The sequence below is a fragment of the Pseudomonas sp. JR33AA genome (assembly GCF_021378985.1).
Taxonomy (GTDB): domain Bacteria; phylum Pseudomonadota; class Gammaproteobacteria; order Pseudomonadales; family Pseudomonadaceae; genus Aquipseudomonas; species Aquipseudomonas alloputida.
In genome coordinates this window covers 63,732-81,508 of sequence record NZ_JAJSAW010000003.1, presented here as the reverse complement: position 1 = coordinate 81,508, position 17,777 = coordinate 63,732, and the positions used below count along the sequence as shown (strand labels likewise).

The 17,777-nt window shown below is 64.4% G+C and carries 14 protein-coding genes and 2 pseudogenes; 14 read left to right on the top strand and 2 right to left on the bottom strand.

Annotated features, from left to right (window positions below; all coding sequences use genetic code 11):
- Positions 1–203 precede the first annotated feature (203 nt).
- From LVS58_RS06425 to LVS58_RS06375, 11 genes are all read left to right on the top strand, one after another.
- Positions 204–998, top strand: coding sequence for an enoyl-CoA hydratase/isomerase family protein (locus tag LVS58_RS06425; RefSeq protein ID WP_233690351.1), 795 nt, complete (start codon positions 204–206; stop codon positions 996–998).
- A gap of 33 nt (positions 999–1,031) precedes the next feature.
- Complete coding sequence (locus LVS58_RS06420) at positions 1,032–2,192, top strand: acyl-CoA dehydrogenase family protein (RefSeq protein ID WP_039613897.1); 1,161 nt, start codon at positions 1,032–1,034, stop codon at positions 2,190–2,192.
- A gap of 17 nt (positions 2,193–2,209) precedes the next feature.
- On the top strand, positions 2,210–4,327 hold the full coding sequence (locus LVS58_RS06415; protein WP_233690350.1) for an acetate--CoA ligase family protein: 2,118 nt from the start codon (positions 2,210–2,212) through the stop codon (positions 4,325–4,327).
- Complete coding sequence (locus LVS58_RS06410; RefSeq protein ID WP_233690349.1) at positions 4,320–5,927, top strand: 5-guanidino-2-oxopentanoate decarboxylase; 1,608 nt, start codon at positions 4,320–4,322, stop codon at positions 5,925–5,927. The genes LVS58_RS06415 and LVS58_RS06410 overlap by 8 nt, the downstream gene beginning before the upstream one ends.
- Before the next feature lie 34 nt (positions 5,928–5,961).
- Entirely contained in the window at positions 5,962–7,191 is a 1,230-nt protein-coding gene (gene alr, locus LVS58_RS06405) for an alanine racemase (RefSeq protein WP_233690348.1), read from the top strand.
- A gap of 24 nt (positions 7,192–7,215) precedes the next feature.
- Complete coding sequence (locus LVS58_RS06400; protein ID WP_233690347.1) at positions 7,216–8,406, top strand: pyridoxal phosphate-dependent aminotransferase; 1,191 nt, start codon at positions 7,216–7,218, stop codon at positions 8,404–8,406.
- On the top strand, positions 8,399–9,811 hold the full coding sequence (locus LVS58_RS06395; RefSeq protein WP_233690346.1) for an aldehyde dehydrogenase family protein: 1,413 nt from the start codon (positions 8,399–8,401) through the stop codon (positions 9,809–9,811). The genes LVS58_RS06400 and LVS58_RS06395 overlap by 8 nt, the downstream gene beginning before the upstream one ends.
- A 43-nt stretch (positions 9,812–9,854) precedes the next feature.
- Positions 9,855–10,556 carry an NAD(P)H-dependent oxidoreductase gene (locus LVS58_RS06390; RefSeq protein ID WP_233690345.1) on the top strand — a complete coding sequence of 234 codons (702 nt, stop codon included), beginning with the start codon at positions 9,855–9,857 and terminating at the stop codon, positions 10,554–10,556.
- 194 nt (positions 10,557–10,750) lie between these two features.
- Complete coding sequence (locus LVS58_RS06385) at positions 10,751–11,854, top strand: polyamine ABC transporter substrate-binding protein (protein WP_233690344.1); 1,104 nt, start codon at positions 10,751–10,753, stop codon at positions 11,852–11,854.
- A gap of 34 nt (positions 11,855–11,888) precedes the next feature.
- Positions 11,889–13,301, top strand: coding sequence for an aminotransferase (locus tag LVS58_RS06380; RefSeq protein WP_233690343.1), 1,413 nt, complete (start codon positions 11,889–11,891; stop codon positions 13,299–13,301).
- A gap of 53 nt (positions 13,302–13,354) precedes the next feature.
- Positions 13,355–14,197 (top strand): helix-turn-helix transcriptional regulator, encoded by an 843-nt coding sequence (locus LVS58_RS06375; RefSeq protein ID WP_233690342.1) that lies wholly within the window; start codon positions 13,355–13,357, stop codon positions 14,195–14,197.
- A gap of 142 nt (positions 14,198–14,339) precedes the next feature.
- Here LVS58_RS06375 and LVS58_RS06370 read toward each other — a convergent pair.
- Positions 14,340–14,672, bottom strand: a pseudogene (locus LVS58_RS06370) (Lrp/AsnC family transcriptional regulator); the annotation flags it as partial.
- On the opposite strand from LVS58_RS06370, the pseudogene LVS58_RS06365 reads away from it, so the two are divergent.
- Positions 14,646–15,256 (top strand): annotated as a pseudogene (locus LVS58_RS06365) (amino acid transporter); the annotation flags it as partial. The pseudogenes LVS58_RS06370 and LVS58_RS06365 overlap by 27 nt on opposite strands.
- Before the next feature lie 47 nt (positions 15,257–15,303).
- Here LVS58_RS06365 and catR read toward each other — a convergent pair.
- Positions 15,304–16,176 carry an HTH-type transcriptional regulator CatR gene (gene catR, locus LVS58_RS06360; RefSeq protein ID WP_233690341.1) on the bottom strand — a complete coding sequence of 291 codons (873 nt, stop codon included), beginning with the start codon at positions 16,174–16,176 and terminating at the stop codon, positions 15,304–15,306.
- Between the two features lie 135 nt (positions 16,177–16,311).
- Here catR and LVS58_RS06355 point away from each other — a divergent pair, with 135 nt between their 5' ends.
- Together LVS58_RS06355 and catC are read left to right on the top strand one after the other, a co-directional pair.
- On the top strand, positions 16,312–17,433 hold the full coding sequence (locus tag LVS58_RS06355) for a muconate cycloisomerase family protein (protein ID WP_233690340.1): 1,122 nt from the start codon (positions 16,312–16,314) through the stop codon (positions 17,431–17,433).
- A gap of 17 nt (positions 17,434–17,450) precedes the next feature.
- A complete protein-coding gene (gene catC, locus LVS58_RS06350) occupies positions 17,451–17,741 on the top strand; it encodes a muconolactone Delta-isomerase (protein WP_010954550.1) in 291 nt (96 codons plus the stop codon).
- The last annotated feature ends 36 nt before the right edge of the window (positions 17,742–17,777 follow it).

Here is a 17,777-nt window from a genome sequence, read left to right as displayed (position 1 = left end):
ATCCCACAGTTGTACAAAGTTGTAACAACCACCTCGGATTTAACCCTCTAAAGTTTAAAAAAATCACTATTAAAACAATAGGTTAGGTTGTTTTTGAGTGATGTTACAGGCCATTTTTCCGACAATTGCCGCCTTGTTGAACACTCGTTTAGTATCTCCCTCATCAAGCCCTCCAACACCATCACAACAACACCGAGGCCCCCATGACCATCCCGTCGTCGTCACTGTTGAGCAAGGTCGAAGCTGGCGTTGCCTGGATCACTCTCAACCGCCCCGAGCAGCGCAACGCGCTGGATATTCCCACCCTCAAGCAACTGCACGCCTTGCTCGACAGCCATGCCGACGACCCCGCCGTGCGCGTGGTGGTGCTGACCGGCAGCGGCCGCAGCTTCTGCGCTGGCGCCGACCTGGTCGAATGGGCTGCCGCCGAAGCTGCGGGCACCCTGGAAAGCTACGGCTGGACCGAAACTGCCCATGCCCTGATGTTGCGCCTGCACAGCTTCGACAAACCCACCATCGCCGCCATCAACGGCACCGCCGTGGGCGGTGGCATGGACCTCAGCCTGTGCTGCGACCTGCGCATCGCCGCCGCCTCGGCGCGCTTCAAGGCCGGCTACACCAGCATGGGCTACAGCCCCGATGCCGGCGCCAGCTGGCACCTGCCACGGCTGATCGGCAGCGAGCAGGCCAAGCGCTTGCTGTTCCTCGACGAGCTGTGGGGCGCTGATCGCGCCCTGGCCGCTGGGTTGGTCAGCGAAGTCTGCGCCGACGAGCAGTTGCCTGCCGTTGCCGCCGAACTGGCCGCGCGCCTGGCCAACGGCCCGACCTTCGCCTATGCGCAGACCAAGCGGCTGATGCGCGACGGTGCCCGGCGCACGCTGGCTGACCAGCTGGAAGCCGAGCGCCACGCCGGCCTGTTGTGTGGCCGCAGCCAGGACGGCGCCGAGGCCCTGCAAGCCTCGGTGGAACGTCGCGCCCCCCGCTTTACCGGCCAGTAATCCGATACCCGAACCTCATCAGGACCTTCGCAGATGAATTTCCAACTGACCCAAGAACAAGAAATGTTGGTGGAAGCGGTACGCAGCTTTGTTGCCAAAGAGCTGCTGCCCCATGAGGAAGCGGTGGACCGCGCCGACGCGGTGTCACCCGAGCTGGCCGCGCAGATCCGTGGCAAGGCCATCGCTGCCGGGTTCTATGCCTTCAACATGCCCGAGGAAGTGGGAGGGGGCGGTCTGGACTACCTGTCCCAGGCGCTGATCGAACGTGAGCTGTCCAAGGTGTCCTGGGCGCTGCATGTCTTCGTTGCACGGCCGTCGAAAATCCTCATGGCCTGCAAGGACGAGCAAATCAACGACTACCTGTTGCCGTGCGTGCAGGGCGAGAAAATTGACTGCTTCGCCCTCACCGAACCAGGCGCCGGCTCTGATGCCAATGCCATCAAGACCCGCGCCGTGCGCCAGGGCGATGACTTTGTCATCAACGGTAGCAAGCACTTCATCAGCCACGCGGGCCACGCCGATTTCGCCATCGTCTTCGCGGTCACCGACACCTACGAGCACAACGGGCGCAAGCGCAATGCGGTCACCGCCTTGCTGGTCGACCGGGGTACGCCGGGCATGACCATCCGCCGTGGTCCCAAGTGCGTGAGCAACCGTGGTTATCACACCTACGAGCTGTTCTTCGACGATTGCCGGGTGCCGGCCAGCAAGGTGCTGGGCGAAGTCGGCAAGGGCTGGGAAGTGGCCAACGCCTGGCTTACCGCCGGCCGGGTGATGGTCGCCGCCAACTGCGTGGGCCAGGCCCAGCGCGCCCTCGACCTGTCACTGCAATGGGCCGCCGACCGCAAGCAGTTCGGCCAGGCCATCGGCAGCTACCAGGGGGTGTCGTTCAAGCTGGCCGACATGGCCACGCAGATCCGCGCCGCAGAGATGCTCACCCTGCACACCGCCTGGAAGATGGACCAGGGCAGCATGACCGACGGTGAGGCCGGTATGGCCAAGCTGTTTGCCAGCGAAGTGCTGGGCAAGGTCGCCGACGAAGCCGTGCAGATATTTGGTGGCATGGGCCTGATGGATGAAGGGCCGGTTGAGCGCATTTGGCGCAACGCGCGTATCGAGCGCATCTGGGAAGGCACTTCGGAAATCCAGCGGCATATCATCGCCCGCGAACTGCTGCGCCCGCTGCTGCGCTGAGCGCAAGGAGAACCCCCATGTCGCAATCGATTCGTGACAACCTCAAGCGCCTGCTGGCGCCCCGACACTTGGCCTTCGTCGGCGGGCGCAGCATGGCGCGGGCGCTCAGGCGATGCGCCGAAGGTGGCTTTGCCGGTGAGCTGTGGCTGGTCAACCCGCAACATGAAAGCCTCGAAGGCATCCCCTGTGTGGCACGGGTGGCCGACTTGCCCTACGCCCCGGACGCGGTGTTCATTGCCACCAACCGGGAGCTGACCTTGCAGTGTGTTGCCGAGCTGGCAGCGCGTGGCGCCGGTGGCGCCATCTGCTACGCCTCGGGCTTTGCCGAAAGCGGTGAGGAGGGCTGCCGGTTGCAGCAACGCCTGCTCGACGTCGCCGGCAACATGGCCTTGCTCGGCCCCAACTGCTATGGCTTGCTCGACTACCTGCACGGTGCCGCCCTGTGGCCAGTGGCACATGGTGGCCAGCCAGTGGACAAGGGGGTGGCGATCCTTACGCAAAGTGGCAACTTCGCCTACAACCTGTCCATGAGCGACCGCTCCCTGCCGGTGGCCTACATGGCCTCGGTCGGCAACCAGGCGCAACTGGGTGTGGCCGAGCTGATGGACGTGCTGCTTGACGACCCACGGGTCACCGCCATCGGCCTGCACCTGGAAGGCTTGAAGAACGTGCCGGGCTTTGCCCGCGCCGCTTGCAAGGCGCTGCAGCAGGGCACGCCGATCATTGCATTGAAGACGGGCGTTTCGCAGATCGGCGCTGAGCTGGCGCTGAGCCACACCAGTTCGTTGTCCGGCTCCGATGCGTTGTACGACAGCCTGTTCCAGCGCCTGGGCGTGATCCGCGTCAGCGGCCCGGTGAGCTTTGTCGAAACGCTCAAGGCCGCAGCCTGCGGACGCTTGCCTGCAGATGGCGAACTGATTGCGCTGGCCTGCTCAGGCGGCGATGCCGGCCTAATTGCCGACTATGCCGAACGCAACCATCTGCAGTTGCCGAAGCTTGAGCAAGGGCAGGTGAAGGCACTGGCCGAGGTGTTGCCGGCCTATGCCAACCTGGTCAACCCACTGGACTTCACCACGGCCATCTGGGGCGATGAGGCCGCCCTGCAACGCATGCTCGACAGTACCCTGAGCGGTGCTGCTGGTGCGGCAATGCTAGTGTTGGACTACCCGGCGGCGTTCACCGGCGAGCGCAAGGAATGCGACCTGCTGCTGGAGCTGTACTGTGATGCCATTGAACGCCACGGCAAGATCGGCTTCGTCACCTCGGCGTTCCCGGAACTGTTGCCTGCCAGTGCGCGTGAGCGCCTGCATGCGCGGGGCATCGCTGCCCTGCAGGGCGTGGAAGACGGCCTGGCGGCCTGGGGGCGCATCGTCGCTTACCAAAGGAGTCGCCAGCGGTTGCTGGACCAGGGCGAAGCTGCGCGGGTACCGCTGTGCCCGCAGGCCCTCACAGGCGAAAGCCGATTGTTGGACGAATGGCAATCCAAGCAGGCCCTGCGCGCCTTCGGTCTGCCCGTGCCTGCGGGCGTGCTGAGTACACCCGAACGCGCCGTGGCAGACGCCGCCCACGTGGGTTACCCCTTGGTACTGAAGGCGGTCAGCGCGCAGTTGCCGCACAAGACCGAAGCCGGTGCGGTGGCGCTGAACCTGCGCGATGCTGCTGCCCTGGAAGCCGCACTGGTGCAGATGCGCCAGCGCATCGCTGCCTACGCCCCGCACGTCGCGTTCGACCAGGTACTGCTCGAACCCATGGCCGAGCCGCCGCTGGCCGAGCTGATAGTGGGCATCAAACGTGAACACGACTTTGCCCTGGCCCTGGTCATCGGTGCCGGCGGCGTGCTGGTCGAACTGCTCAAGGACAGTGTCAGCCTGTTGCTGCCCACGACCGACAGCGCCATCCGGGCGGCGCTGCTGAGCCTGCGCAGTGCCAGCCTGCTGCAAGGCTTCCGTGGCCGTCCGGCCGCCAACCTCGATGCCTTGGTCTCGGCCATCCGCGCAGTCGCCGATTACGCCTGCGAAAACGCCGGGCAATTGCTGGAGCTGGATGTGAACCCATTGATGGTGGGGGCCGACGGCACCACCGCGGTCGACGCGCTGATCCGCCTCGGCCAGGCGCAAGGAGAACGACATGAATGACCTTACCCTGACTGCCGGCCAGGCGCTGGTGCGGTTGTTGGCCAACTACGGCGTGGAAACCGTGTTCGGCATCCCCGGGGTACACACCCTGGAGCTTTACCGTGGCCTGCCCGGCAGTGGCATTCGCCATGTACTGACCCGCCACGAGCAGGGCGCCGGCTTCATGGCCGACGGCTATGCGCGGGTCAGTGGCAAGCCTGGGGTGTGCTTCGTCATTACCGGCCCGGGCGTAACCAACGTCGCCACCCCCATCGGCCAGGCCTATGCCGACTCGGTGCCGATGCTGGTGATTTCCAGCGTCAACCACACCGCCAGCCTGGGCAAGGGCTGGGGCTGCCTGCATGAAACCCAGGACCAGCGCGCCATGACCGCGCCCATCACGGCGTTTTCTGCGGTGGCCCTGCAGGGCGACGACTTGCCCGAGCTGATCGCTCGGGCCTGGGCAGTATTCGACAGCGAACGACCGCGCCCGGTGCACATTTCGGTGCCGCTGGATGTGCTGGCCGCACCCGTCAGCCGGGACTGGAGCGATGAGGTGGTACGCCGTCCCGGGCGTGGCCAGCCGTGCCGCGAAACCCTCGAGCAGGCTGCCCTGAAGCTCGCCGCCGCCCAGCGGCCGATGATCATTGCCGGGGGAGGCGCGTTGCACGCGGCTGAGCAGTTGCAGCAACTCAGTACACGGCTGGCCGCGCCTCTGTTCACCAGCGTGGCCGGCAAGGGCTTGCTGCCGCCAGATGCGCCACTCAATGCCGGCGCCAGCCTGTGCGTCGAACCCGGCTGGCAACTGATCAGCCAGGCGGATGTGGTGCTTGCCGTGGGCACCGAAATGGCCGACACCGACTTCTGGCGCGAGCGCCTGCCGATCCGTGGCGAGCTGCTGCGCGTCGACATCGACCCGCGCAAGTTCAACGATTTCTACCCCTGTGCCATTGCCCTGCAGGGCGATGCCCGGCAAACCGTGGACGGTTTGCTCGAGCACCTGCCAGCACTTCAGCGTGACCCGGCCCAGGCCAGCGAAGCGGTGGCCGCCCTGCGCCAGGCCATCCGCAATGGGCATGCCCCGTTGCAGGCCACGCACCAGGCCATTCTGGACCGTATCGCCGCAGTGTTGCCCGACGATGCCTTCATCAGCAGCGACATGACCCAGCTGGCGTATACCGGCAACTACGCCTTCGCCAGCCGAGCGCCACGTAGCTGGCTGCACCCCACCGGTTACGGCACCCTCGGCTACGGCCTGCCGGCCGGCATTGGTGGCATGTTCGCCACCGACCACCGCCCCGGCCTGGTGCTGGTGGGTGACGGCGGCTTCCTGTACACCGCGCAGGAACTGGCCACTGCCGTCGAGGAACTGCACCGGCCGCTGGTGGTGTTGCTTTGGAACAATGACGCCCTCGGCCAGATCCGCGACGATATGCTGGGCCTGGATATCGAGCCGGTCGGCGTGCTGCCGCGCAACCCGGATTTCATCGGCCTGGCCCGCGCCTTTGGTTGCACCGTGCACCAGCCGCGCGACCTGGACGCGCTGCAGGCCGACCTGGCCAGCGGCTTCGCCACCCCCGGCGTGACCTTTATTGAACTCAAACACACCTGCGTCTGTTAAGGCGCACACAACGACAAGAACACGAGAAACCACCATGCCCTTTCGCCGTACCCTTCTGGCTGCATCCCTGGCACTGCTGATCACCGGACAGGCTCCCCTGTATGCGGCACCCCCGTTGTCGATGGACAACGGCACCAACACACTGACCGTGCAAAACAGCAACGCCTGGGTCGAAATCAGTGCCAGCGCCCTGCAACACAACATCCGCACCCTGCAGGCCGAACTGGCGGGCAAATCCAAGCTGTGCGCTGTACTCAAGGCCGATGCCTATGGCCACGGTATCGGCCTGGTAATGCCATCGATCATCGCTCAGGGCGTGCCCTGCGTGGCGGTGGCCAGCAACGAGGAGGCCCGCGTGGTCCGCGCCAGTGGCTTCACCGGGCAACTGGTGCGGGTACGCCTGGCCAGCCTCAGCGAACTGGAAGATGCGTTGCAGTACGACATGGAAGAGCTGGTGGGCAGCGCGGAATTCGCCCGCCAGGTCGATGCCATCGCCGCGCGCCACGGCAAGACTTTGCGCATTCACATGGCGCTCAACTCCAGCGGCATGAGCCGCAACGGGGTGGAGATGGCCACCTGGTCCGGCCGTGGCGAAGCGCTGCAGATCACCGACCAGAAGCACCTTAAGCTGGTCGCGCTGATGACCCACTTCGCCGTGGAAGACAAGGACGATGTCCGCAAGGGCCTGGCGGCCTTCAACGAGCAGACCGACTGGTTGATCAAGCACGCCAAGCTCGACCGCAGCAAGCTCACCCTGCACGCCGCCAACTCGTTCGCTACGCTGGAGGTGCCGGAGGCGCGCCTGGACATGGTGCGAACGGGGGGCGCGCTGTTCGGCGACACCGTGCCGGGGCGCACCGAGTACAAACGTGCGATGCAGTTCAAGTCGCACGTGGCGGCGGTGCACAGCTACCCGGCTGGCAACACCGTCGGCTACGACCGCACCTTCACCCTGGCCCGTGATTCGCGCCTGGCCAACATCACCGTCGGCTATTCCGATGGCTATCGCCGGGTGTTCACCAACAAGGGCCATGTGCTGATCAACGGCCACCGCGTGCCGGTGGTGGGCAAGGTGTCGATGAACACGCTGATGGTCGATGTCACAGACTTCCCGGACGTGAAGGGTGGCAACGAAGTGGTGCTGTTCGGCAAGCAGGCCGGGGGCGAAATCACCCAGGCCGAGATGGAAGAAATCAACGGCGCGTTGCTGGCCGACCTGTACACCGTGTGGGGCAGTTCCAACCCGAAGATCCTCGTCGACTGAAACCGCCATTGAAAGGAGATTGCCATGCGCTATGCCAAGCTCACCCAACGCATCGCCGGCGACGGGGCCGCGGCCTGGGACATCCACTACCGCGCCCTTGCGTTGCAGGCCGAGGGTAAGGACATTCTGTTGCTGTCGGTGGGCGACCCGGACTTCGTCACCCCCGCGCCTATCGTCGAGGCGGCCATCGACAGCCTGCGGGCTGGCCATACCCATTACGCCGATGTCCGCGGCAAGCTGGCGCTGCGCCAGGCCATCGCCAACCGTCACCGGCAGCGCAGCGGCCAGGCGGTGAGCGCCGACCAGGTGACCGTGCTGGCAGGTGCCCAGTGCGCGCTGTTCTGCGTGGCCCAATGCATACTCGACCCGGGCGATGAGGTGATCGTTGCCGAACCGATGTATGTCACCTACGAGGCCGTGTTCGGTGCCTGTGGTGCCAAGGTAGTGCCGGTGCCGGTCAAGCCGGAGAATGGCTTTCGCGTGTGCCCGCGTGACGTCGCAGAGCGTATAACCCCGCGCACCCGCGCCCTGGCCCTGAACAGCCCGCACAACCCTTCAGGGGCAAGCCTGCCGCGCGCCACCTGGGAGGCGCTGGCCGAGCTGTGCATTGCCCATGATCTGTGGCTGATCTCTGACGAGGTCTACAGCGAGCTGCTGTATGAAGGCGAGCACGTCAGCCCCGGCAGCCTGCCGGGCATGGCCGAACGCACCGCAACGCTGAACAGCCTGTCCAAATCGCATGCCATGACCGGCTGGCGCATGGGGTGGGTGGTCGGCTCGACAATACTGGCCACGCATCTGGAAAACCTCGCCCTGTGCCTGCTCTACGGTTTGCCGGACTTCATCCAGGATGCCGCCGTGGTGGCGCTTGAGCACCCGTTGCCCGAGCTGGACGCCATGCGCGAAGCCTACCGCCAGCGGCGCGACCTGGTGTGCGAGCAACTGGCTGGCTGCCCGGGCCTCAAGGCGTTGAAGCCTGATGGTGGCATGTTCGTGATGGTCGACATCCGCGAAACCGGCGTTAGCGCCCAGGCCTTCGCCGACTACCTGTTGGACAGCCAGGGCGTGTCGGTGCTCGCCGGCGAGGCGTTCGGCCCTAGTGCTGCCGGGCATATCCGTCTGGGCCTGGTGCTGGGCAATGAGGCGCTGGCCGATGCCTGCCAGCGCATTGCCCGCTGCGCCGGCGAGCTGATGCAGGGGCAGACCGATGCGTGAGTATGCACGGCTGTACATCGACGGGGCCTGGCAGGTGCCGAACGGGCAGGGCATGGCCGAGGTGATCGACCCCGCCAGCGAGCAGGCCATCGGCCGTGTGCCGCTGGGTGACGAGGCCGATGTCGAACGCGCGGTGACGGCGGCGCGGCGGGCCTTCCATGGCTGGTCGCGCGCACCGTCCAGCGTACGCGCAGGGTATATCCGGGCATTGGCCGCGCAGCTGAAAAACCGTGCGGCCCAAATGGCTGCGGTCATCACCGACGAGCTGGGCATGCCGGTGCAGTGGTGCCAGGCGGTGCAGGTCGAAGGCCCGATGACCGGGTTGGAGCAATACGCCGAACTGGCCGGGCTGATGGACGAGGTGCGCGAAGTCGGCAACTCGCTGGTGTACCGCGAGGCTGTTGGTGTGTGTGCATTCATCAACCCGTGGAACTACCCGCTGCACCAGATGATCGGCAAGCTGGCGCCCGCCTTGGCTGCCGGGTGCACGGTGGTGGTCAAGCCCAGCCAGGAAACGCCGCTGCACGCCTTTGTGCTGGCCGAAATGATCGACGCCATCGGCCTGCCGGCGGGGGTGTTCAACCTGGTTAGCGGCCCGGGTGCCAAGGTGGGTGAAGCCCTGGCCCGCCACCCGCAGGTGGACATGGTGTCGTTCACCGGTTCAACCGGTGCCGGGGTGCGGGTGGCACAAGCGGCCGCGCCGACGGTGAAGCGGGTGTGCCTGGAACTGGGTGGCAAATCGCCGTTGCTGATTACCGCAGACGCCGACCTGCACGCTGCGGTGCGCCATGGCGTGCAGGACGTGATGATCAACTCGGGGCAGACCTGCACGGCACTGACCCGCATGCTGCTGCCGGCCAGCCGCTACGCCGAGGCGCTGGAAATCGCCGAGGCCGAAACCCGTGCACTGGTCATGGGCGATCCGCGTGACCCGGCCAGCTTCCTCGGGCCGATGTGTTCGGCAGGCCAGCGGCGTACGGTGCTCGACTACATTCGCCTGGGGCAGGACGAGGGCGCGCGCTTGTTGTGTGGTGGTGACAGCGGCGGCTTCGAGCGCGGGTTCTACGTGGCACCCACGTTGTTCGCCGACGTCGACAACCGCATGCGCATCGCCCGGGAAGAAATCTTCGGCCCGGTGCTGTGTTTGATCCCCTACGCCGATGAGGCCCAGGCGCTGGCGCTGGCCAATGACTCGCCGTTCGGCCTGTCCAGCGCGGTGTGGGCGGGCAGCCGCGAGCATGGCCTGGCGCTGGCGCGGCAGATACGGGCCGGGCAGTGCTTCATCAACGGGGGCGGGTTCAACTACCGGGCGCCGTTCGGTGGCTACAAGCAGTCGGGCAACGGTCGCGAGTGGGGCGAAGAGGGCCTGGCGGAGTTCGTCGAGGTGAAAGCCGTACAGTGCTGAGCCACCGCTGGAAGACAACCTGTTTTGTGTGAGGAGAATGTTTGTGAATGTACTGATCGTCCACGCTCACCCCGAGCCGCAATCGTTCACCGCTGCCCTGCGGGACCAGGCCGTGGAAACCTTCCGCGCCCAGGGCCACCAGGTGCAGGTCAGCGACCTGTACGCCATGGGCTGGAACCCGGTGGCCAGTGCCGATGATTTCACCCAGCGTGAGAACCCCGACTACCTCGTGTATGCGCTGGAGCAGCGTCAAGGCGTCAAGCGCGGCGCCATTGCCGCAGATATCCAACAGGAGCTGGACAAGCTGTTGTGGGCCGACTTGCTGGTGCTGAACTTCCCGATCTTCTGGTTCTCGGCCCCGGCCATGCTCAAGGGCTGGATCGACCGGGTGCTGGTGTCGGGGGTGTGCTATGGCGGCAAGCGTTTCTACGACCAGGGTGGGTTGGCCGGCAAGAAGGCGCTGGTGACCGTGACCCTGGGCGGGCGCGAGCACATGTTCGGTGAAGGGGCGATTCACGGGCCGCTGGAGGACATGCTGCGGCCGATACTGCGAGGCACGCTGGCCTATGTCGGGTTCGAGGTGCTGCCGCCGTTCGTGGCGTGGCACGTGCCTTACATCAGTGCCGATGCGCGGCAGGACTTTCTGCAGCAATACCGGCAGCGTCTGGAGCAGCTCTCGGACGACCAGCCACTGGTGTTCCCGCGCCTGGCGCAGTTCGATGAAGCGCTGTACCCGCTGAAGTGACCTTTCTCCTGTCCTGAACACTGGGGCCGCAACGCGGCCCCAACATTTTGTCGGCATACGATATTCTGCAAACCTTCCAGCGCCACCTGCCAAAAAACGACCACCCACACATTCGGGGTATGTCGCCCCTCGGCAAATCCCTCGATAGTGAACCCATCGGCTCGATCTCGGAGCACTCACACGATGGAGTTGCCATGCGCAAGGTACTGAAGGTGATTGGTGGTCTGCTGCTGGCGTCTGGCGCAAGCCTTGCCCAGGCGGCAGAGGTGGACAGCGGTAACACGTTACGGTTGTACAACTGGACCGACTACATCGGTGAAACCACCCTGGCCGACTTCGAGAAGGCCACCGGCATCAAGGTCATCTACGACACCTTCGATGGCTACGAAACCGTGCAGACCAAACTGCTCACCGGCCGTTCCGGCTACGATCTGGTCATGCTCAACGCCTCGCTGGTACCTCCGCTGATCAGCGCCGGTGTGTTCCAGGCACTGGACAAGCAGCAACTGCCCAGTTGGCACAACCTCGACCAGCAGGTGGTAAACGACCTGCAGGGCTACGACCCTAACCTGAAGTACTCGGCGCCCTACACCTGGGGCAGCTCGGGGGTAACCTACAACGTCGACAAGATCACCGCACGCATGCCCGACGCCCCCATCGGTTCGCTGGCCATGCTGTTCGACCCCAAGATCGTCTCGCGCTTTGCCGACTGTGGCGTCACCCTGATGGACGCGCCCACCGAGGTCATCCCGCTGGCCCTGCAGTACCTGGGCAAGGACCCGCGCAGCGCATCGCCCGCCGACCTAAAGGCAGCCGAACAACTGCTGCTGGGCATCCGCCCCTACATTCGCAAGTTCGACTCGGTCAACTACCTCACCAGCCTGCCCAACGGCGATGTGTGCCTGGCACTGACCTGGTCTGGTGACTATGCCACCGCCCAGGCACGTGCGGTGGAAGCGAAGAAAGACATCAAGCTGTCGTTCTTCATCCCCCAGGAAGGTTCGCTGATCTGGTTCGACAACCTGTACATCCCCAAGGATGCGCCGCACGTGGCCAACGCGCACCGCTTCATCGAGTTCTTGTTGCAGCCGCAGACCATGGCCAAGGTCACTGACTACATCCACTACGCCAACAGCAACGCTGCTGCTACCGCGCTGGTGCGTGATGACATTCGCCAGGACCCGGCCATCTACCCCGATGCAGCCACCCGCGAACGCCTGTTCGCGCAGAAAACCCAGAGCCCGAAGGACATGCGCGCCATCACTCGGGTCTGGAGCACGGTCAAGACCGGTTTTTGAACATTGCCCAACGATTCCCGCCCAGGAGCTGCCCATGGCCACCCCAAGCAAAGCATTCGCCATTGCCCACGACCCGTTGGTGGAAGCCGACAAAGCCCACTACATGCACGGCTACCATGTGTTCGACGAGCACCGCGAGCAAGGTGCGTTGAACATCGTCGCAGGTGAGGGCGCCTACATTCGCGACGCCCATGGCAACCGTTTCCTCGATGCCGTCGGCGGCATGTGGTGCACCAACATTGGCCTGGGCCGTGAGGAAATGGCCGTGGCCATCGCTGACCAGGTGCGCCAGCTGGCCTATTCCAACCCGTTCTCCGACATGGCCAACGACGTCGCCATCGAACTGTGCCAGAAGCTCGCGCAGCTGGCGCCGGGTGACCTGAACCATGTGTTCCTCACCACGGGCGGTTCGACCGCGGTCGATACGGCTTACCGGCTGATCCAGTACTACCAGAACTGCCGAGGCAAGCCGCACAAGAAGCACATCATCGCCCGCTACAACGCCTACCACGGCTCCACCACCCTGACCATGTCGATTGGCAACAAGGCCGCCGACCGGGTGCCGGAGTTCGATTACCACCACGACCTGATCCACCACGTGTCCAACCCCAACCCCTACCGCGCGCCGGACGACATGGACGAGGCGCAGTTCCTCGAATTCCTGGTGGCCGAGTTCGAGGACAAGATCCTCTCGCTGGGCGCCGACAACGTGGCGGCGTTCTTTGCCGAGCCAATCATGGGCTCGGGCGGGGTGATCATTCCGCCCAAGGGATACTTCCAGTGCATGTGGCAGCTGTGCCAGACCTACGACATCCTGTTCGTCGCCGACGAAGTGGTGACCTCGTTCGGGCGCCTGGGCACCTTCTTCGCCAGCGAGGAACTGTTTGGCGTCATCCCGGACATCATCACCACCGCCAAAGGCCTGACTTCGGCATACCTGCCGCTGGGCGCGTGTATTTTTTCCGAGCGCATCTGGCAAGTGATTGCCGAGCCAGGCAAGGGGCGTTGCTTCACCCACGGTTTTACCTACAGCGGCCACCCGGTGTGCTGCACGGCGGCGCTGAAGAACATCGAGATCATCGAGCGCGAGCAATTGCTCGATCATGTCAAGGACGTAGGGGGTTACCTTGAGCAACGCTTGCAGAGCCTGCGCGATCTGCCGCTGGTGGGGGATGTGCGCTGCATGAGGCTGATGGCCTGTGTCGAGTTCGTCGCCAACAAGGCCAGCAAGGCACTGTTCGCCGATGAGGTGAACATCGGCGAGCGCATCCACAGCAAGGCGCAGGAAAAAGGGTTGCTGGTGCGCCCGATCATGCACCTGAACGTGATGTCGCCACCGTTGATCATCACCCATGCGCAGGTGGATGAAATCGTCGAAACCCTGCGCCAGTGCATCCTCGAAACCGCGCGTGAACTCACCGCGCTTGGCCTGTACCAAGGCCGATGAGCCTGGCGCAAAGGGCTGTGCGCGGGCGTGCCTGGCAGGCTAGACTGCCGGGCATGACCCAGGCCTCCCCCGATACCCCGCTTACCCTCACGATGGGCGCGCTGCAGCAGTGGCACGTGGCGTTGCAGCGCGCCCTGGCCCATGGCGAAACTCCCGAGGCGTTGGAGTATGTGGCTGCTGCCATCGGCCAGTTGGTGCAGGTGGAGTCGATGATGATCAGCCTTGAGTGCCAGGGGCGGGCACCGCAGTTGCTGTACCAGCAAGGCATTCCTGAACTGCACCGGGCCGCCGTGCTGGAGCGCTATTTCAGCGCCGGCTACCTGCTGGACCCTTTCTGCCTTGCCGTGCAAAGCGGCCTCGCCGAAGGCTTCTACCACCTGCAGGAAATCGCCCCCGACAACTTCTTCGACAGCGACTACTACAAGGCCTATTACCTGGGTACAGGTTGCAGTGAAGACAGCTATTACATCGTCGACCTCAGCGCAGGCCGCAAGTTGTCGCTGAGCCTGTTCCAGGGTTACAGCGGAACGCCTCTGAGTGCCGGGCAGGTCGACCTGCTGCGGGCGCTGGAGCCCATGGTGCGGGAACTGTTGGGGCGTTACGCCCGGCATAACCTGGAGCCCGGCGCAGCCTCGGCCGAACACGGTAGCCTGCAGGCGGCGTTCGACAGCTTTGGTTGCAAGGTGCTGACCGACCGAGAGCGGGAGGTGGCACACATGATCCTGCGCGGGCACTCGGTGAAGTCGACCGCGCTGGAGCTGGGCATCTCACCGGAGACAGTGCGCATGCACCGCAAGAACCTGTACCTGAAACTGGAGATCAACTCGCAATCCGAGTTGTTTGCACGGTTTATCGACTGGCTGCGCGGCGATCACTTTGTTCCAGATGTGCAGTAAACCTGTAGGTGCGGCCTTGTGTCGCGAAAGGGCGGCAAAGCAGCCCCAGCGAACTTGGCGGCGCAGCTGAAAAATGTGGGGCCGCTACGCGGCCCATCGCGACACAAGGCCGCTCCTACACAAAGCAGACCGTGCAGGGTTTTCAGGGCACGGGTATCCGCGACACCGCCTTCACTTCACGCAGCGCCAGGCTCGATTGGATCGAGGCAATGCCTGGCTGACGGCGCAACACCTCTTCCACGAATCGCCCATAACTCTCCAGGTCATTTGCCAACACCGTGAGCACATAGTCAGCCTCGCCGGTCACTTTGTGGCAGGACAGCACCTGCGGCAGCTTCAGGATCACCTGCTCGAACTCATCCGGTGCGTTGGCCGAATGGTTGCCAAAGCGCACCTGGGCAAACGCCATCACGTCGTAACCCAGCTTCCTGCGGTCGAGGTTGGCCTGGTAATCCTTGATGATGCCCAGCTCCTCCTTTGCATCATCAGCGTGGTGTCGTGGGCCGAGGTGCCGGCCAACCGCAGCCCCTTCGTCGAGCTGTTCCTGCTGGCCGGCTTCCCCGCGGCGGCCGGCATGATCAACTTCGTGGTGCTGACCTCGGCAGCCTCTTCGGCCAACAGCGGTGTCTACTCGGGCTGCCGGATGCTGTTCGGGCTGGCCGAGCGGCGTAACGCGCCGGCCCTGTTCGCCAGGCTTTCGGCGTTGAGCGTGCCGGTGTACAGCCTGGTGTTTTCCGGCGTGTGCATGCTGATCGGGTTGAGCCTGCTGTTCATCATCCCGGAGGTGATGACGATGTTCACGCAATCCTGGTGATCTTTACCTGGTCGATGGTTCTCGCGGCGTACCTTGCCTATCGCAAACGCAACCCGTCTGCCCACGATGCCTCGGCGTTCAAGTTGCCGGGCGGGGTGCCGATGGCCTTAACCACCCTGGGTTTTCTCGGCTTTGTGCTGGTGCTGCTGGCGCTTCAGCCGGATACCCGGTTAGCGCTGTGCGTGATGCCGTTGTGGTTCGTGTTCCTGCTGTTGGCCTACCGCCGCCGCGCAGCACACCCCTGAGCGGATGACTAAAGCTCCCACAGGTCCCACGTGACTTCTGGTTTTGCTCACGCGGTCTGCTGGGCGATTATCCCCAGGCACCGCTGCACGATCGGGCTGACATCACCCTGGCGCCGGCTGAGGATGATCGGGCTGACGGCGCCGCTATCAAGCAGGCCGACATACTCGATATCGGTACGGTGCTGCTGCTGTACCGATGCTGGCACCAGGGTCACCCCGACGCCAACCGCTACCAGGCCGATGGCGGTCTGCAGTTCGTTGGCCCACTGGCTGACACGAATGCTCAGGCCGTGGTGGGCGAACAGCGCCAACACGTGGTCGGCGTAGCTGGGCCGGGGATTGGCCGGGTAGAGGATGAACGCTTCACCAGCCAGTTGGGCCAGGCTGAGCGGGCTGCCCGCCAGGGGGTGGCCCTTGGGCAGCACGGCGACCAGAGGGTCCTCGCACAGCACCTGCTGGTGAATCACCGGGTCGTCGATGCGAATGCGGCCGAAGCCAATGTCGATACGCCCGCTTTTCAGCGCCTCCACCTGTTGCAGTGTGGTCATCTCGTTCAGGCCCAGTTCCAGCTCGCTGTCCTGGCGCAGTTCGCGGATCAGCTCTGGCAGCACGGTGTACAGGGTCGAGGGCGCAAAGCCGATGCCCAGCCACTGGCGTTGGCCTTGGCCGATGCGGCGGGTGTTGTCGCTGATGTTCTGCAACTGCTGCAGCACGGTGCACGTCTGCTCGTAGAAGAAACGCCCGGCTTCGGTCAGCCGCAGCGGACGTTCGCGCACCACCAGCAGGGTGCCGAGCTGGTCCTCCAGCTGGCTGATCTGCCGGCTCAGGGGTGGCTGGGCGATGTGCAGCAGCTCGGCGGCGCGGGTGAAGTTCAGGGTCTCGGCCAAGACCTTGAAGTAACGCAGGTGGCGCAGCTCCATCAGACCTCCAGGGTATGGTGGGAGATTCATTTGATATTGGACGGTCGTCAGGGTCTCGCGCAATCCTTAAACAATCAAGTAAATGCACCGCTCGGGCCTGCAACTGAAAGCCCGACCTGACGGGACCTGGCAACAATGACAAGCGCGCTGATTGAACACATCGATGCAATTATCGTCGACCTGCCGACCATTCGCCCGCACAAGCTGGCGATGCACACCATGCAGCAGCAGACCCTGGTGGTATTGCGACTGCGCTGCAGCGATGGCGTGGAAGGCATCGGGGAAGCCACCACCATCGGTGGCCTGGCTTATGGCTACGAAAGCCCTGAAGGCATCAAGGCCAATATCGACGCGCACCTCGCCCCGGCGCTGATCGGCCTGCCGGCAGACAACATCAATGCCGCCATGCTCAAGCTGGACAAGCTGGCCAAGGGCAACACCTTCGCCAAGTCCGGCATCGAAAGCGCCTTGCTCGACGCCCAGGGCAAACGCCTGGGCCTGCCGGTCAGCGAACTGCTGGGTGGCCGCGTACGTGACAGCCTGGAGGTGGCCTGGACCCTGGCCAGCGGCGACACCGCCCGCGACATCGCCGAAGCTCAGCACATGCTGAACATTCGCCGGCACCGGGTGTTCAAGCTGAAAATCGGCGCCAACCCGGTGGCGCAGGACCTCAAGCACGTGGTCGCGATCAAGCGCGAGCTGGGTGACAGCGCCAGCGTGCGGGTCGACGTCAACCAGTATTGGGACGAGTCCCAGGCCCTCCGCGCCTGCCAGGTATTGGGCGACAATGGCATCGACCTGATCGAGCAGCCGATTTCGCGCATCAACCGCGGTGGCCAGGTGCGCCTGAACCAGCGCAGCCCGGCACCGATCATGGCCGATGAGTCGATCGAAAGCGTCGAGGACGCCTTCAGCCTGGCCGCCGACGGCGCCGCCAGCGTCTTCGCCCTGAAAATCGCCAAGAATGGTGGCCCGCGTGCGGTGCTGCGCACTGCACAGATCGCCGAGGCCGCTGGCATCGCCTTGTATGGCGGCACCATGCTCGAAGGTTCGATCGGCACCCTGGCTTCGGCCCATGCATTTCTCACCCTGCGCCAGCTCACCTGGGGTACAGAGCTGTTCGGGCCGCTGCTGCTGACCGAGGAGATCGTCAACGAGCCGCCGCAATACCGCGACTTCCACCTGCACATCCCCCATACCCCAGGCCTGGGCCTGACGTTGGACGAACAGCGCCTGGCGCGCTTCGCCCGCCGCTGACAAGCAAGGAGATAACCATGTTGTTCCACGTGAAGATGACCGTGAAGCTGCCGGTCGACATGGACCCGGCCAAGGCCGCCCAGCTCAAGGCCGATGAAAAGGAACTGGCCCAGCGCCTGCAGCGCGAAGGCATCTGGCGCCACCTGTGGCGCATTGCCGGGCATTACGCCAACTACAGCGTGTTCGATGTGCCCAGCGTCGAGGCGTTGCATGACACGCTGATGCAGCTGCCGCTGTTCCCGTACATGGACATCGAGGTCGACGGCCTGTGTCGGCATCCCTCGTCTATTCACAGCGACGATCGCTGATTCGCATTTGTATGCCTGACAAGAACAATACGAGGT